Below are 15344 nucleotides of genomic sequence, written 5' to 3' on the forward strand. Positions count from 1 at the left end.
GCTCCTCCGGCCTCGTTGGCACCGGCCCGAGTCAACAACGTCATGCCCTCCTACATCTAGGCCCGGGCGCGGACGGGCCCCGGACGCGGCGAGGCCGCCACGGTGACGCGGTGGCGCCGGCCGTGACGGCCTCGTCGAGGGTCCTCGCGGAGGCGGGGGTCAGCCCTTCGGGCCCTTGCCGTTGCCGTTGCCCTTGCCCTTGCCGTTGCCGTTGCCCTTGCCCTTGCCGTTGCCGTTGCCCTTGCCGTTGTTGCCCTTGCCCTTGTTGCCCTTCGCCTTGCCGGCGCCCTTGCCGATGCCGTTGTTCCCGGTGGCGTTGAACACCTGGACGACGCACGGACGCGGGGCCGCGACCTTGTCGCCCACCTGGACCGGGCCGGTCGGGCTCAGGAAGTCCGGGAAGGAGGAGGTGTGCGCGCCCCAGGTGCCGTCCTCGCCCGGGTGCTGGACGTTGACGAACACGGAGTTGTCGCGGTCGTGGATCACGGGGCCGCAGGTCTCGGCGTCGCGGGGGACGGCGAGGAACTGCTGGACGCGGCCGCGCTCGGCGCCGTCGAGGGTGACCTTGTGCAGCGCGTCGGCGTAGCCGATGGTGCCGGGCTGGCCGTCGGTGGAGATCCAGAGGTTGCCCTCGGAGTCGAACGCCAGGTTGTCCGGGCAGGAGATCGGGGAGACCTTCTCCTTCGGGTAGCCGGCGAAGTAGGCCGAGGAGGAGACCGCCGGGTCGCCGGCGAGCAGCAGGATCACCCAGGTGAAGGCGGTGGAGGTGTGATCCCCGCCCCGCTCGGTGATCTCGATGACGTGGCCGTCGCGGTTGCCGATGACCGGGTTGGCCTCGTCCACGGCGGTGCGCTTGGTGTTGTTGGTCAGGGCCGCGTAGACCTTGCCGGTGACCGGGTTGGTCTCGACGTCCTCCGGGCGGTCCATCTTGGTGGCGCCCATCTTGTCTGCCGCGAGGCGGGTGTAGACGAGGACCTCGGCCAGGGACATGCCCGGGACGAAGGACGTCTTCTCGTCGGCCAGGGCGATCCACTCGCCGGAGCCGTCGAAGGCGCCGTCCGAGGGCAGGGTGCCCCTGCCGTCGATCTGGGCGGCCGGGGAGTCGCCGGAGAACTTGGCCACGTAGAGGGTGCCCTTGTCCATCAGGCGCATGTTGTGCTTCTTGTCGCCCTCGCGAACCTTCTCGGCCGAGACGAACTTGTACAGGTAGTCGTGGCGCTCGTCGTCGCCGGAGTAGACCACGGCGTGGCCGGACGGGGAGATCACGGCGGTGCCGGCCTCGTGCTTGAAGCGGCCCAGGAGGGTGTGCTTCACGGGCGTGGAGGTCGGGTCCTCGGGGTCGATCTCGACGACCCAGCCGAAGCGGTTGGCCTCGTTCTCGTAGCCGGGCTTGGTCAGGTCGAAGCGGTCGTGGACCTTCTCCCAGCCGCGGCTGGTGGCGGCGGCGGAGATGCCGTAGCGCTTCTCCTCGGCCGTGCCGCGGCCCTTGAAGTACTGGTTGAAGTTCTCCTCGCCGGAGAGCACGGTGCCCCACGGGGTGGTGCCGCCGGCGCAGTTGTTCAGGGTGCCCAGCACGCGGGTGCCGGTCGGGTCCTCGACGGTCGTGAGCAGCGCGTGGCCGGCGGCCGGGCCGCGGACCTCGAACTCGGTGGTGCCGGTGATGCGGCGGTTGCGGCGGCCGCCGCGGACGTACTCCCACGGGGCGCCGCGCTTGGCGCGCTTGAGGTCCACGATGGACAGGCCGTGGGCCTGGAGGCCGACGTTGACGACGTCCTCGAAGTTCGAGGCGATGTACTCCGGGGAGAACATGATGTTCTCGTTGGTGTACTCGTGGTTGGAGACGAGGTAGCCGGAGCGGTCGTTGCCGCCGTCGGTGATGATGTTCAGGTAGTCGTTGTTGTAGCCGAACTGGGCGGCCTGCGACGCACCGGTCTGGTGCTCGATGTCGAACTCCGGGGAGTCGGCGAACAGCGGGTCGCCCCAGCGGATCACGGTGCCCCAGTCGTAGCCCTCCGGCACGGTCATGGTGTCCACGGTGCGGCTCACCGGCGCGATGGGCTCGAAGGGGAGCTTGCCGCCGCCGGTCGGGCGCCGGCCGTTGTCCGCGAGCGCCTCGGGGGCCTGGGCCACCTGGGAGCCGATGACGACGGCGGCGGCGAGACCGGTGCCGCCGACCAGGGCGGAGCGGCGCGAGATGGCGGTCTCCGCGATCTGCTGGAAGGTCGGGTTCGCCGAGGTGTTGGGCACCGGGTGGGCGCACGCGTTGCCGCACTTGAGCTCGCACGTGACGGCGGAGCGGTTGCCACGGGTGTGGCCGGCCATGGGGAGGAGGCGCTTCAGCATGACGGGGTCCTTCGCGTCGTGGGGATGGTCCGGGGTCCGGTGCCGGGCCGGAGACGACCCCGGGGTGAGACCGGCCGGGGCCGCCATCACCTTGGCCCCTCGCTCCGAGCGGCGAGCCACGCCCAGGTGGCCGCGAGTTGAACTCTTCCCGGCCGCCGGATTTCGCCCCGTCGACATGCTGTAATCCGGCTCACATGCCCCGCGTCGACGGGGACCGGGCGGGCTCGTCAGCCCTGCGCGGCCAGCACCGCGTGGGCCGCGCGCAGGCGGTCGGCCCACCACGCCTGCCGCGTCCCGTCCGCCCGGATGCGGTCGAGCAGCTCCGGGTCGGGGGCGGGTGCCCGCTCCCCCGGTGCCGGGAGGGCCCCCGCGCGCGGGCGCCAGGCCGGGGCGACGACGTCGTGCTCGAAGAGGGCCGCGGTGCCGAGCCCGCACGCGTGCGGCAGGGACGGCAGGCAGGCGGCGAGCGCGGCGCCGCCGGCGATGCCCACGGAGGTGTCCAGCGCGGAGGAGACCACCGCGGGCAGCCCCGCGGCCGCCACGATCGCCGCGGCGCGGCGCACGCCCCCGAGCGGCTGGACCTTCACCACGATCAGGTCCGCGGCCCCGGCGGCCGCGACGGCGAGCGGGTCCTCGGCCTTGCGGACCGCCTCGTCCGCGGCGATCGGGGTGGGGACGCCCCGGGCGCGCAGCTCCGCGCGGACCTCCGCGAGGGCGGTGATGCCGGGCACGGGCTGCTCCGCGTACTCGAGGCCGACGTCGGCCAGCGCGGTGAGCACGTCGACGGCCTCGGCGGGCGTCCAGCCGGCGTTGGCGTCGACGCGGACCTGCGCGTGGGGCAGCAGCGCGCGCACCCGCCGCACGCGGGCCAGGTCGGCCTCGCGGCCGCCGGGGACGAGACCGCCCTCGGGTCCGTGCTCGGCCACCTTGACCTTGACCGCGGTGATGCCGTCGCCGTAGCGGGCCAGGACGGCCTCGACGTCGTCCGCGGCCACCGCGGGCACGGTGGCGTTGACGGGGACGGTCTGGCGGACCGGGCCGGGCCAGCCCTGCCAGCCGGCCTCGATCGCGGCGGCCAGCCACGCGGCGCACTCGTGCGGACCGTACTCCGGGAACGGGGAGAACTCGGCCCAGCCCGCCGGGCCGCGCAGCAGCAGGGCGTGACGGAGGTCCGTGCCGCGGAACCGCACGCGCATCGGCACGGCGACCGCGACGGCGTCGGCCAGCAGCTCCTCGACGCTCGGCAGGGCGGGACCGCCCGGCGCGCCGGGCAGCGGGGGCAGGGCGGGGGCGGTGCTCATGCGGCCAGTGTAGGAAGGGCGCTCGGCTCCCGTTCCGACGGGCGCCGCGGGGTGGGACTGTCTGTGTGGGCGCCGACGCTCAGACGGCGCGGAGGTAGCCGAGGGCACGGGCCAGGTCCACGGCGCGGTCGTGGGCGCCGAGCGCCCCCTCCAGGCCGGCGACGACGGCGGCCGTCACCTCCTCGGTGAGATGCCAGTCGGCGGTGAACGGGTCGTCGAAGCGCGCCCACGCCGTGCCCACGGCCGCGAGCGCGCGGGTCATCTCGGTGAGGTCCCGGAAGACCGGTCGCGGCTCGTCCAGGCGGTCCTCCCAGCCCTCGTCTCCCGGGGCCATGAGCACCTGGCCGGTGGAGGCCGCGTGGATGAACGGGTCGGCGCCCTGCTTGGCCACCACGGTCCAGTCGTCGTTCCAGTCCACCAGCAGCGCACCGGTTCGGTGGTTCCACCGGTAGCCGGCCTGCTCGTCCCACAGGCGGTCCAGCGGGAAGAACATCACGGGCAGGCCGAGGGTGTCGATCTCCAGCCACTCCGGTCCCACGTAGCGGTAGAAGTCGGCCAGGTCCGGGGCGAGGGGCTCCTCGGCGGCCCACTCGATGGGCTCCTGCCGGCTCAGCCGGCCGAAGGGGGCCAGGGCGTCCCGGGCGGCCAGCAGGTCCTCGGCCGAGAGACGGGGCCGGGCGCCCGGCTCGACGCCCGGGCCGTGAGCCGAGCCGGTGGAGTCGCGGAGGGCCGGGCGATGTCCGTGGGCGGGGGGCACGCGGGTCATGGCCCCAGGCTAGGCAGGCGGCTCAGGGGCGCGGAGGACGGGACGGCGACGGGGGCGTGACCGTCCGATGAAGCCTGCATGACGGCTGCGCGTCCGACACAATGGAACCCATGCCCCCCACCGCCCGCGCCCCCCGCCGCCTCCCCTCGTGGACGTGGTGGCTGGCGCTGGCCGCGTGCGTGGCCGGCGTCGTGCTGGTCTACGCCGCCCTGGTGTGGTCCTCCGCCGGCCAGGTGCTCGAGTACCAGGTGTTCCGCGCCGTCGAGGAGCGCTACGCGGACACCGTGCCGGACGTGACCTCCCAGGTGGTGCGGATCCTGCCGCTCGCGTTGGCGGTCGGCATGGCGCTGGCCTCGCTCGGCGCGCTCGCCGTGGCCCGGTGGCGGCGGCGGGGGCTGCTCGCCCTCCTCGTGCTGGCCGGGTCCAACCTCACCACGCAGCTGCTCAAGGCGGCGCTTCCGCGGCCCGAGCACGCCGACGGGGTCCCGTGGTCCGGCGGCAACTCACTGCCCTCGGGCCACATGACGCTCGCGACCGGCGCCGCTGTGGCCGCGCTGCTGCTCGTGCCCGCCCGGTGGCGACCGCTCACCACCGTCCTCGGCGCCGTGGTGAGCTCCTGCACCGGCGCCGTCGCCTACACGGAGGCCTGGCACCGGCCGTCGGACATGGCCGCCGCGGCGCTCGTGTCCGCCGCCTGGGGCCTGCTCGCCGTGCCGTTCGCCCGGTACGACGGCGCACCGCGGCCCGCACCGCGCGGCGCCCGCGGCGTGGAGGCCACGCTCTGGTCCCTGGGCGTCGCGGGCCTGGCGGCCGGGCTGACGCTGCTGGCCCTCACCCTCGACACCCCCGCGACCAGCGGCGCAGGCCCCCACCCGGCGGCCGAGCCGGCCGGGATCCTGCTCAGCGCCTCCCCCGCGGTCCTGCTGTGGGGCGCGCTCGGCACGGCCTTTCGCCGCGGCCGCGCGGACTGACCCCTCCCCGCACGCTCACCGCACCCCCACCACGCGACGAGCCCTGCGATGTGGCGGCCATCCGCGAGGTATGGCCGCCACATCGCAGGGCTCGTCCGGGGTCGGGGCGGGCGGGGATCGTCCGGATCAGATCCGGGCGAGGGCCGCCGTCGGATCGTGGAGGCAGTCCGCCACGAACGTGAGGAACGCGCTCGCGGTGGCGCCGTCGGTGACGCGGTGGTCGAAGGTCACGGTCATCTCGGTGACCTTGCGGACCACGATCTCCCCGTCCACGACCCACGGGCGGTCGATGATCCGGCCGATGCCGAGCATCCCGACCTCGGGCACGTTGATGATCGGCGTGGCGCCGTCCGTGCCCAGCGGGCCGTAGTTGTTCAGCGTGAACGTGCCGCGGGTGAGCTCGGCCGGGGCGGCCCGGCCCGCGCGGGCATGGCTGACGGTGTCGTTGATCGCGGCGGTGAGCTCATCCGCGGACAGCTTCTCCGCGTGCTCGACGGAGGGCACCATGAGACCGCGGTCGGTCTGCACGGCCAGGCCGAGGTGGACGCCGTCGACCTCCACAATCTCGTCCTTGCCGTCCGCCCCCGCCTCGATGCGCGCGTTCATCACCGGGTACCGGCGCAGGCCGGCCAGGGTGAAGCGGGCGATCAGGCCGAGCAGCGAGGGCGCGTTCTCCGGGTCCTTCGCCTTGAGCGCGGCCCGCAGCTCGAGCAGGGCGGTGACGTCCACGTCCAGCCACGCCGTGACCTCCGGGACCTCGCGGCGCGAGCGGGAGAGCTGGTCCGCGATCACCTTGCGCACCCCCGAGATCGGGGTGCGGGCGACGACGGCCAGGCCGGTCCGCCCGTCCACGGCGCCCGGCTGCGCGGCGGCCTCGGCCGCCGGGACGGCTGCGACCGACGGGGCCTGGGCCGGGGCGGCCTGCGGGGCGGAGCCCTCGGCCGCGGCGAGCACGTCGGCGCGGGTGATCAGGCCGTCCGGGCCCGTGCCGGTCAGCGCGGCCACGTCCACGCCCTTCTCGCGGGCGAGCTTGCGGACGATCGGGGAGGTCACGCGCGGGGCGCCGGCCCCGGCCGTGGGGGCCGGTGTCGGGCGGGCGGCGCCGCGGCCGCGCTTGGACGGACGGCTGCGGGAGGTGGCCCTGTGGCCGGAGGTGCCGTAGCCGATGAGCACGGCGCCGGAGGCCTCGTCGTCGGAGCCGGCGACGTCGCCGTCGCCGCCGCGGGCCTTGTCCGGCTTCGGCTGGACGCCGGCCATCTCCTCCTCGCGGTAGCTCAGCGCGCCCGGGCGGGCGGCCTCGGCCGCGTCAGCACCGGTCGACGGCGGGACGGCCAGGGCCTCGGTGCCGGCGACGGGCGCGGAGCCCTCACCGGACTCGCCGGCCGCGCCGATGGTGATCAGCGGGCTGCCGACGTCCATGGTCTCGCCCTCGGCGCCGTGCAGGGTCAGCACGGTGCCGGCGTACGGACTCGGCACCTCGACGAGGGCCTTGGCGGTCTCGACCTCGACCATGGGCTGGTCGACGGCCACGGTGTCGCCCTCGGCGACGAGCCAGCGGACGATGTCGGCCTCGGTCAGGCCCTCGCCCAGGTCGGGCAGCAGGAAGGTGTTGCTCATGCGCGGGCCTCCTCGGCGTCCAGGTCCCAGTTCAGGTCGTCGATCGCGTCCAGGATGCGGTCGATGTTCGGCAGGTGGTGCTCCTCGAGCTTCGGCGCGGGGAACGGGATGTCGAAGCCGGTCACGCGGCCCACGGGCGCCGCCAGCGAGTGGAAGCAGCGCTGCTGGATCCGGGCCACCAGCTCGGAGGCCACGGACGCGAAGCCCTGCGGCTCGGCGACGACGACGGCGCGGCCGGTCTTGGCGACCGAGGCGGTCATCGTGTCCTCGTCCAGCGGGTTCACGGTGCGCAGGTCCACGACCTCCACCGAGAGCCCCTCCTCCGCGGCCGCGTGGGCGGCGGCGAGGCAGGTGGGGACGGAGGGCCCGTAGGAGACGAGGGTGACGTCCGTGCCCTCGCGGACGACGGCGGCGCGCGCCCAGGCCTCGCCGTGCTCCTTCTTGTCCTCGACGCGGGCCCAGCCCTCCTCGAACTCGGCGCGCAGCTGGTCGAGGTCGAGCTCGGCCTTGGTCCAGTACATCTTCTTGGGCTCCATGAAGACCACCGGGTCGTCCAGGCGGATGGCCGAGCGCAGCATCATGTACGCGTCCTTCACCGAGGCCGGGGTGTACACCTTCAGGCCCGGGGTGTGCGCGTAGTAGGACTCGGAGGAGTCGCAGTGGTGCTCCACGCCGCCGATGCCGCCGCCGTAGGGGATGCGGATGGTGATCGGCATGGGCGTGGCGCCCTTGGTGCGGTTGCGCATCTTGGCCACGTGCGAGGCGATCTGCTCGAAGGCCGGGTACGCGAACGCGTCGAACTGCATCTCGATCACGGGGCGGGCGCCGCCGAGGGCCATGCCCACGGCCATGCCCGCGATGCCGGACTCGGCCAGCGGGGTGTCGAAGCAGCGCTCCTCACCGAAGCGCGCGGTCAGCCCGTCCGTGATGCGGAAGACACCGCCGAGGGTGCCGACGTCCTCGCCGAACACCACCACCATGTCGTCGGCGGCCATCTCGTCGGCCAGCGCCGCGTTGAGCGCGGCGGCGAAGGTCAGGGTCGCCATGCTCAGGCCTCCTGGTTCTCGGAACGGGACAGCTCCTCGGCCAGCTGCGCGCGCTGGGCGGCGAGCTGCGGGGTCTGCACGGAGTAGACGTGGTCGAACAGCTCGAGCGGATCGAGCTCCGTCTCGGCGTTCATGGCGTCACGCAGCTGCTGCGCGACGTCCTCGGCGTCGCGGGCGATCTGGGCCGAGACCTCCTCGGTGAGGGCGCCGGTGGACTCGAGGTAGGCGGTCATGCGGCGCAGCGGGTCGCGCGCCTCCCACTCCTTCACCTCGGCGTCGTCGCGGTAGCGCGAGGGGTCGTCCGTGTTGGTGTGCGCCTGCATGCGGTAGGTGTCCGCCTCCACGAGGAAGGGGCCCTGGCCCTGCCGGCACAGCTCCACGGCGCGGCCCAGCACGGCCAGCAGGGCGCCGAGGTCGTTGCCGTCCACGCGCTCGCCGGCCAGGCCGTAGCCCACGGCCTTGTGGGCCAGGGACGGGGCGGCCGACTGCTTGGCGAACGGCACGGAGATGGCGAACTTGTTGTTCTGCACGAAGAAGATCACCGGCAGCTTGAACACGGCCGCGAAGTTCAGCGCCTCGTGGAAGTCGCCCTCGGAGGTGCCGCCGTCGCCGACCATGGCCAGGCACACGACCTCCTCGCCGCGCAGGCGGGCGGCCTTGGCCATCCCGACGGCGTGCAGCATCTGGGTGGTCAGGGGCGTGGACTGGATGGAGACGTGGTGCTTCTGGGGGTCGTAGCCCTGATGCCAGGTGCCCTGGTAGGCCACCATCACCTCGAGCGGCGGGACGCCGCGGGCGATCACGGCCACGGTGTCGCGGTAGGTCGGGAACAGCCAGTCGTGCTCGCCCAGGCAGACGGCGGCGGCGACCTCGGAGGCCTCCTGGCCGTGCGAGGACGGATAGACGGCCATGCGGCCCTGGCGCACCAGGGCGTAGGCCTGGTCGTTGACGCGGCGGCCGATGACGAGGTGGCGGTAGGCGGCCAGCAGCTCCTCGTCGGAGGGCAGGGGATACTCGTGGCCGGGCTCGGTGCCCTGCTCCTCCGGGGCCAGCAGCGTGCCGTCCTCGCCGATCAGCTGTATGCGGCGGGCGGCGGGGAGCAGGTACTCCTCGAGGGAGATGCCGAAGGCGGCGCCGGCGTTCGGGCGGGTCTCGGTCTCGTCGGTCCGGGCGGCCCCGGGCACGGCGGGGGTGGGGTCACTCATGGCGGGTCCTCTCGATCTGTGGCCTTCAGTGTGCCCAAGAGGGTCAATGTGTCGCTCGCCCGCCCGGGATCACGAGACAATCGAATGCAAACCAGGCACTCCATCAGACGAACTGCTATGGTGACTCGTGCCACGTAGACGGTCCGCCGCCGCGTGGCCGACCCGTCCGCCCGCCCCAGGAGGAGCCATGGCCGCCGAGCCGCTGGACCGCGTGGACCGCGCGATCGTCCGCGAACTGACGCAGGACGGGCGGATGTCCGTCGCGGCCCTGGCCGAGCGCGTGCACATCTCCCGCGCGCACTGCTACTCGCGCCTGAACCGCCTGCAGGACGCGGGCGTGATCACAGGCTTCACCGTGCGGGTCGACCCCGTCAAGGTCGGCTTCGGGGCCTCCGCCCACGTGACCATGAAGCTGCGTCAGCACGACTGGCGAGAGCTGCGCGCCACGCTCCTGGCCATCCCCGAGGTCTCCCACGTCTCCCTCGTGGGCGGGAACATGGACGTGATCCTGCTGGTCCGCGCGCGGGACACCGCCGACCTGCGCCGTGTGATCTTCGACGAACTGCAGACCCTGCCGAGCGTCGTCGACACGCAGACGTACATGGTCTTCGACGACCAGGCCTCCGGGCAGACCATCCCCCCGGACGAGACCGCCGACTGAGCCGACGGTCCGGCGCCCCGGTCAGCGGGGGCGCACGACGACGGCCGGCGGGTCCGCCACAGCCCCCGGCCCGCGCGGCAGCACCGCGGCGAACACGACCGCTCCGACACCGCAGACGACCGCGAGGGAGCCGACGCCGACGGCCAGCCCGGCCGCGGCGGTCACCCCGGACAGCAGCAGCGGCCCGGCCAGCATCCCCGCGTCGGACATCGAGCGCCACAGGCCGAGGAACTGGGCGCGCGCGTTCGGCGGCGAGTGGTCCGCCCCGAGGGTCATCACGATCCCCGCGCCGAAGCCGTTGCCGATGCCCAGCAGCACCGCCGCCGCCGCGAACGCCGTCGGCTCCCGGGTGAGGCTGATCGCCAGGAACCCCGCCCCCAGCAGGGTCAGGCACGGCACCGCCACAGCGCGCCGGCCGAAGCGGTCCATGAGCCGGCCCGAGGGGTAGAAGAGCAGCAGGTCCGCCGCGCCGGCCAGGCCGAAGACGAGCGACGCCGTCGCCGCGTCCAGGCCCAGGTGCGTGGCCCACAGCGGGATGACGGCGTTGCGCGCCGCGCGGGCGGCGGAGACGGCCACGACACCGAAGCCGGCCGTGAGCAACGCCCCGCGCCGGGCGCGCGCCACGTCCAGCAGCCGGGGTCGACCGGCCGGGCCGGGCTCCTCCCCCGCCACCGGATCGGACGCCGGCACCGGCAGATCCCGGATCCGCAGGCACAGCAGGGCGCCGACGGCCATGGCCGCGGCGGCCGCGGCGAACGCGCCGTCCAGCCCGAGCGGGGCCTGCGCGGCGGCGCCCAGGAACGGGCCCAGGAACGTCCCGATCCGCACGGTCCCGCCGAGCGTGGACATCGCGCGGGCCCGGTGCGTGGCCGGCACCGCCACCGCCAGGTACGCCTGCCGGGCCAGGTTGAACCCGGCCCCGGCCATGCCCACGGCGAGCACCGCGGCCAGGAACAGCGCCAGCCGCCCCGGCTCGGCCACCCCCGCCGCCGACGGCCCGGAGGACACCCCGGCCGTCGTCGCCCAGGCCAGGCCCGCGCCGACCGTGCCGAGCCCGGCGGAGACGACCATGGTGACCCGCTCCCCCGCCCGGGCCGCGAGCGCCGAGGCCGGCCCGTTGGCCACGAGCGAGCCGAGCCCCACCAGCAGCACGACGGCGGCCGCCCGCGCCGCGTCCAGGCCGAGGGCCAGCGCCGCCACCGCGAGCGCGGGCGTCATGGCGCCCAGGCCGACGGCGTAGACGGTGGAGGGGGCGTAGATCTGCACGGCGTCGCGCAGCGCCTCCCGGGTGCGGGCGGCGGAGGCGGAGCGGGGACGCATGCCCGCGAGCGTAGCGGGGCGGCACGCGCGCGATCGTCGTGGGACCGGGTCACTACGCTGGTGCCATGGCCTCCCGCACCGCCTCTCCACCGCCCTCGCCCGCCCCGTCGCCCGCCGCTGCCCGCGGCGCCCTGGACCGGTACTTCCGCATCACCGAGCGCGGCTCGTCGGTGGGCCAGGAGTTCCGCGGCGGCCTCGCCACGTTCCTGGCGATGAGCTACATCGTGGTGCTGAACCCGCTGATCCTGTCCGGGCCCGACTCGGCCGGGAACACCCTGGGCATCCCCGCCGTGGCCGCCGTGACCGCGCTCGTGGCGGGCGTCATGACCATCGTCATGGGTGTGTGGGCGCGGCACCCGTTCGCGGTGGCCGCGGGCCTGGGCGTCTCCGCGTTCGTCTCCATCACCATCGCCACGACGCCGGGACTCACCTGGCCCCAGCTGATGGGCCTCGTCACCCTCGCCGGTCTCGTGATGCTGGTGCTCGTGGTGACCGGCTTCCGCCGCGCCGTGTTCGACGCGGTCCCGGAGGCGCTGAAGTCCGGCATCGTGGTGGGCATCGGCCTGTTCATCGCACTGATCGGCCTCGTCAACGCCGGGTTCGTGCGGCGACTGCCGGACGCCGCCGACACCACGGTCCCGGTGGGCCTGGGCACGGGCGGCGAGCTCGAGGGCTGGCCCGTGCTGGTCTTCGTCGTCGGGCTGCTGCTGACCGCGGTCCTCGTGATCCGCAAGGTGCGCGGCGCCGTCCTGATCGGCATCGTCGTGGCGACGATCCTCGCCAACGTGCTGGAGGCCGTGTTCCACATCGGCCCCTCCGTGGACGCCGACGGGAACGCCGTGCCCACCGGCTGGTCCCTGATCGCCCCCTCCCTGCCCGAGTGGACCGCCCCGGACCTGCACCTGCTCGGCAGCGTGGACCTGTTCGGCGCCTTCACCTCCGTGGGCGGGCTGATGGCCTCCCTGCTCGTGTTCGCGATCCTGCTCTCCGTGTTCTTCGACGCGATGGGCGTCTCCGTGGGCCTGGCCCGCGAGGCCGGCACCGTGAACCCGGACGGCTCCATCCCCGACCTGAACCGGGTGCTCGCCGCGGACGCGCTCGCGGTCACGGTGGGCGGTGGCGCCTCCGGCTCGGCGCACCAGATCTTCGTGGAGTCCGGCACCGGCATCGGCGAGGGCGCCCGGACCGGCCTGGCCTCCGTGTTCACCGGCCTGTTCTTCCTCGCGGCCGTGTTCCTCTCCCCGCTCATCCACCTCGTGCCGTTCGAGGCCGTGGCCCCCGCGCTCGTGGTGGTCGGGTTCATGATGTGCCAGCACGTGGTGCAGATCGACTGGTCCGACCCGGGCGCGGCCTTCCCCGCGTTCCTCACGTTCATCCTCATGCCGTTCACCTACTCGATCGTCAACGGCATCGGCGCCGGCGTGGTGGCCTACGCGGTGATCCGCACGGGCCAGGGCCGCGGCCGCGAGGTGCACCCGCTGCTGTGGTTCGTGGCGCTCGCGTTCGTCGCGTACTTCGGGCTCGGCGTGGTCCGGGCGGCGCTCGGCCTGAACTGACCCGCCACCCCCGACGGCGGCGCACCGGGCCGGTGCGCCGCCGTCGTCGTGTGCGGCGCGGGGTGTCGGCCCCGCCCCGCGCGGCGTGATGGGATGGGCCGCATGCCCCAGACCACTACGCACGCCCCCGTCCCGCCGTCCGTTGCCGCCGAGCCCGTGACCCGCCGCCACCACGGCCACACGTTCCAGGACGACTTCGAGTGGCTGCGCGGCAAGGCGGAGCCCCGCGTGCTCGAGCACCTGGCCGCCGAGAACGCGTACACCGAGGCCGTGACCGCGGACCAGGCGCCGCTGCGCGAGGCGATCGTCGGCGAGATCAAGGCCCGCACGGTGGAGACGGACCGCTCCGTGCCCGCCCGCCGGGACGGGTGGTGGTACTTCGTGCGCACCCGCGAGGGCGCCGAGTACCCGATCCACTGCCGCGTGCCCGCACGCGAGACCGGTGACCTCGAGGCCGACTGGACCCCGCCCGTCATCACCCCGGACGCCGCCCTGCCGGGCGAGCAGGTGATCCTGGACGGCAACGCCGAGGCCGAGGGCCACCCGTTCTTCGCGCTCGGCGGCCTGCACATCAGCCCGGACGCCACCCGGGTGGCCTACGCCGTGGACCACACCGGCGACGAGCGCTTCACCCTGCGCGTGCGCGAGATCGCCACGGGCGAGGACCTGCCGGACGCGGTCGAGAACGTGGCCCACGGCGTCCGCTTCGACCGCTCGGGCACCCGCGTGTTCTACACCGTCTGGGACGACTCGTGGCGGCCGTACCAGGTCAAGGCGCACGTGCTCGGCACCGACCCGGCCGAGGACGTGCTCCTGCACGAGGAGGCCGACCCGGGCATGTGGACCGGCTTCGAGGGCGTCGCCGACCGCACCCAGCTGCTGATCGGCGTCGGCAACTCGGAGGTCTCCGAGACCCTCGTGGTCGACCTGCCGGAGGACCCCGCCGCACCCCTGCCCGCCCCGCGCGTGCTGATCCCCCGCGCGTGGCGGATGCTCGCCGACGTCGAGCCCGTCACGGACGCCGAAGGCGTCCGCCGGCTGCTCGTGGTCCACGACCGCGCCCTGGACGACGACGGCGCCCCCGTCGCCGCGCCCAACGGGATGCTCTCGGTGGTCGCCGAGGCGGACGTCGCCGACCGCGACGCCTGGCGCACGGTCGTCCCGCACCGCGAGGACGTGAAGGTCGACGGCGTCATGGTCACCCTGACCCACGCCGCCCTGGCCGTGCGCCGGGAGACCACCCCGCGCGTCGTCGTCACCGAGCTGGACGCCGTGCTGGCCGGGCAGGCCGCGCACTGGCGCGAGCCCGCGTTCGACGAGGAGCTCTACGCGTGCCATCTGTCCGCGACGGCGGCCGAGTCCCCGTTCCTGCGGCTGGCCTACACGTCCTGGATCACGCCCGCGCGCGTGCTGGACGTCTCGGCGGCGACGGGCGAGGTGCACCTGCGCCGCGAGACGGAGGTGCCCGGCTACGACCCGGCCGACTACGTGGCCGAGCGCGTGTGGGCGCCGGCGTCCGAGCCGTCGTCGGTGACCGGGGAGGACGTGCGGATCCCCGTCACCGTGATCCGGCGCCGCGACGTGAAGCCGGACGGGACGGCCCCGTGCGTGGTGTACGGCTACGGCTCCTACGAGATGTCCATGGACCCCGTGCTGGGTGTGGCCCGGCTGTCCCTGCTGGACCGGGGCGTGGTGTTCGCGGTCGCGCACGTGCGCGGCGGCGGCGAACTGGGCCGGCGCTGGTACGAGGACGGCAAGAAGCTGGCCAAGCGGCACTCCTTCACGGACTTCGTGGACGCCACCCGGCACCTCGTGGACCTCGGCTGGGCGGACCCGGCGCGCGTGGCCTGCATGGGCGGCTCGGCCGGCGGCCTGCTCATGGGCGCGGTGCTGAACCTCGCGCCGGAGCTGTACCGGGCGTGCCTGGCCGTGGTGCCGTTCGTGGACGCGCTCACCACCATCCTCGACCCGGAGCTGCCGCTGTCCGCGCTCGAGTGGGAGGAGTGGGGCAACCCGATCGAGGACGCGGCCGTGTACGAGGCCATGCGCGCCTACACCCCGTACGAGAACGTGCGGGCGGTGGACTACCCGGCGATCGCCGCGGTCACCAGCCTGCACGACACCCGCGTGCTCTACGTGGAGCCCGCCAAGTGGGTGGCGCAGCTGCGCCGCACCGTCACCTCGGACCAGGCGAGGCCGCTGGCCGACGGCGGCGCGCCCGTGCTGCTGCGCACCGAGATGGACGGCGGCCACGGCGGCGCGTCCGGCCGGTACCAGGGCTGGGAGGACACCGCGTGGGAGTACGCGTTCCTGCTGACCGCGCTGGGGGCGACGGCGCGGATCGACTGAGCCGGGGTGGGCCCTCCGTCAGCCCGCGAGCCCGTCGATTCTGCGGTGCACCGCGCGCGAACCAGAGAGTACTGCTGTCAGAACGGCCCTGGGACGACCGAATTGTCTGGCTCGCGGAGGAGGCGGGCGGCTCACCCCCGCCTCGCCAGGCGGGCCTAGGGCGTGTCTGAGAATAGATGCACGAGTCAGCTGAGACCCTGGGGACATGT

11 protein-coding genes are annotated in these 15344 nt (G+C 74.3%); 4 read left to right on the forward strand and 7 right to left on the reverse strand.

What is annotated here, in order from left to right:
- Positions 1-159: 159 nt before the first annotated feature.
- The 3 genes from NR072_RS06900 to NR072_RS06910 form a co-directional block, all read right to left on the reverse strand.
- Positions 160-2343: a PhoX family phosphatase gene (locus NR072_RS06900; protein ID WP_135019808.1), complete on the reverse strand. Its 2184-nt coding sequence runs from the start codon at positions 2341-2343 to the stop codon at positions 160-162.
- 227 nt (positions 2344-2570) lie between these two features.
- Positions 2571-3644 (reverse strand): o-succinylbenzoate synthase, encoded by a 1074-nt coding sequence (locus NR072_RS06905; protein WP_203552829.1) that lies wholly within the window; start codon positions 3642-3644, stop codon positions 2571-2573.
- Between the two features lie 79 nt (positions 3645-3723).
- Positions 3724-4410, reverse strand: coding sequence for a hypothetical protein (locus tag NR072_RS06910; RefSeq protein WP_256836627.1), 687 nt, complete (start codon positions 4408-4410; stop codon positions 3724-3726).
- Positions 4411-4520: 110 nt separating this feature from the next.
- On the opposite strand from NR072_RS06910, the gene NR072_RS06915 reads away from it, so the two are divergent.
- On the forward strand, positions 4521-5381 hold the full coding sequence (locus NR072_RS06915; RefSeq protein ID WP_069941765.1) for a phosphatase PAP2 family protein: 861 nt from the start codon (positions 4521-4523) through the stop codon (positions 5379-5381).
- Between the two features lie 126 nt (positions 5382-5507).
- Here the strand turns inward: NR072_RS06915 and NR072_RS06920 are convergent, their stop codons facing one another.
- From NR072_RS06920 to NR072_RS06930, 3 genes are read right to left on the reverse strand one after another with little or no spacing between them, the layout of a single operon-like run.
- The gene (locus NR072_RS06920; protein ID WP_256836629.1) at positions 5508-6998 is read right to left on the reverse strand and encodes a dihydrolipoamide acetyltransferase family protein; all 1491 of its coding nucleotides are present in this window, start codon (positions 6996-6998) and stop codon (positions 5508-5510) included.
- Positions 6995-8044 (reverse strand): alpha-ketoacid dehydrogenase subunit beta, encoded by a 1050-nt coding sequence (locus NR072_RS06925; protein WP_049159054.1) that lies wholly within the window; start codon positions 8042-8044, stop codon positions 6995-6997. Before NR072_RS06925 ends, NR072_RS06920 begins: the two co-directional genes overlap by 4 nt.
- 2 nt (positions 8045-8046) lie before the next feature.
- Positions 8047-9249 carry a thiamine pyrophosphate-dependent enzyme gene (locus NR072_RS06930; RefSeq protein WP_135019653.1) on the reverse strand — a complete coding sequence of 401 codons (1203 nt, stop codon included), beginning with the start codon at positions 9247-9249 and terminating at the stop codon, positions 8047-8049.
- A 187-nt stretch (positions 9250-9436) separates the two neighbouring features.
- Between NR072_RS06930 and NR072_RS06935 the strand changes: the two genes are divergently transcribed.
- Entirely contained in the window at positions 9437-9910 is a 474-nt protein-coding gene (locus tag NR072_RS06935) for an Lrp/AsnC family transcriptional regulator (RefSeq protein ID WP_036316705.1), read from the forward strand.
- A 21-nt stretch (positions 9911-9931) separates the two neighbouring features.
- Here the strand turns inward: NR072_RS06935 and NR072_RS06940 are convergent, their stop codons facing one another.
- Complete coding sequence (locus NR072_RS06940; protein WP_256836631.1) at positions 9932-11230, reverse strand: MFS transporter; 1299 nt, start codon at positions 11228-11230, stop codon at positions 9932-9934.
- A gap of 65 nt (positions 11231-11295) precedes the next feature.
- Between NR072_RS06940 and NR072_RS06945 the strand changes: the two genes are divergently transcribed.
- Together NR072_RS06945 and NR072_RS06950 are read left to right on the forward strand one after the other, a co-directional pair.
- Positions 11296-12786: an NCS2 family permease gene (locus NR072_RS06945; protein WP_256836632.1), complete on the forward strand. Its 1491-nt coding sequence runs from the start codon at positions 11296-11298 to the stop codon at positions 12784-12786.
- A 102-nt stretch (positions 12787-12888) separates the two neighbouring features.
- Positions 12889-15135 (forward strand): S9 family peptidase, encoded by a 2247-nt coding sequence (locus NR072_RS06950; protein WP_225348638.1) that lies wholly within the window; start codon positions 12889-12891, stop codon positions 15133-15135.
- Positions 15136-15344 lie beyond the last annotated feature (209 nt).

The sequence above is a fragment of the Micrococcus sp. Mcc89 genome, from assembly GCF_024519795.1.
GTDB classification, from domain to species: Bacteria; Actinomycetota; Actinomycetes; order Actinomycetales; family Micrococcaceae; genus Micrococcus; species Micrococcus luteus.

Bases quoted from the DNA above. Each gene is read 5' to 3' on its own strand.
- NR072_RS06905 (WP_203552829.1), bottom strand. From the start codon at position 3,644: ATGAGCACCGCCCCCGCCCTGCCCCCGCTGCCCGGCGCGCCGGGCGGT.
- NR072_RS06925 (WP_049159054.1), bottom strand. From the start codon at position 8,044: ATGGCGACCCTGACCTTCGCCGCCGCGCTCAACGCGGCGCTGGCCGAC.
- NR072_RS06910 (WP_256836627.1), bottom strand. From the start codon at position 4,410: ATGACCCGCGTGCCCCCCGCCCACGGACATCGCCCGGCCCTCCGCGAC.
- NR072_RS06935 (WP_036316705.1), top strand. From the start codon at position 9,437: ATGGCCGCCGAGCCGCTGGACCGCGTGGACCGCGCGATCGTCCGCGAA.
- NR072_RS06940 (WP_256836631.1), bottom strand. From the start codon at position 11,230: ATGCGTCCCCGCTCCGCCTCCGCCGCCCGCACCCGGGAGGCGCTGCGC.
- NR072_RS06945 (WP_256836632.1), top strand. From the start codon at position 11,296: ATGGCCTCCCGCACCGCCTCTCCACCGCCCTCGCCCGCCCCGTCGCCC.
- NR072_RS06950 (WP_225348638.1), top strand. From the start codon at position 12,889: ATGCCCCAGACCACTACGCACGCCCCCGTCCCGCCGTCCGTTGCCGCC.
- NR072_RS06930 (WP_135019653.1), bottom strand. From the start codon at position 9,249: ATGAGTGACCCCACCCCCGCCGTGCCCGGGGCCGCCCGGACCGACGAG.
- NR072_RS06920 (WP_256836629.1), bottom strand. From the start codon at position 6,998: ATGAGCAACACCTTCCTGCTGCCCGACCTGGGCGAGGGCCTGACCGAG.
- NR072_RS06900 (WP_135019808.1), bottom strand. From the start codon at position 2,343: ATGCTGAAGCGCCTCCTCCCCATGGCCGGCCACACCCGTGGCAACCGC.
- NR072_RS06915 (WP_069941765.1), top strand. From the start codon at position 4,521: ATGCCCCCCACCGCCCGCGCCCCCCGCCGCCTCCCCTCGTGGACGTGG.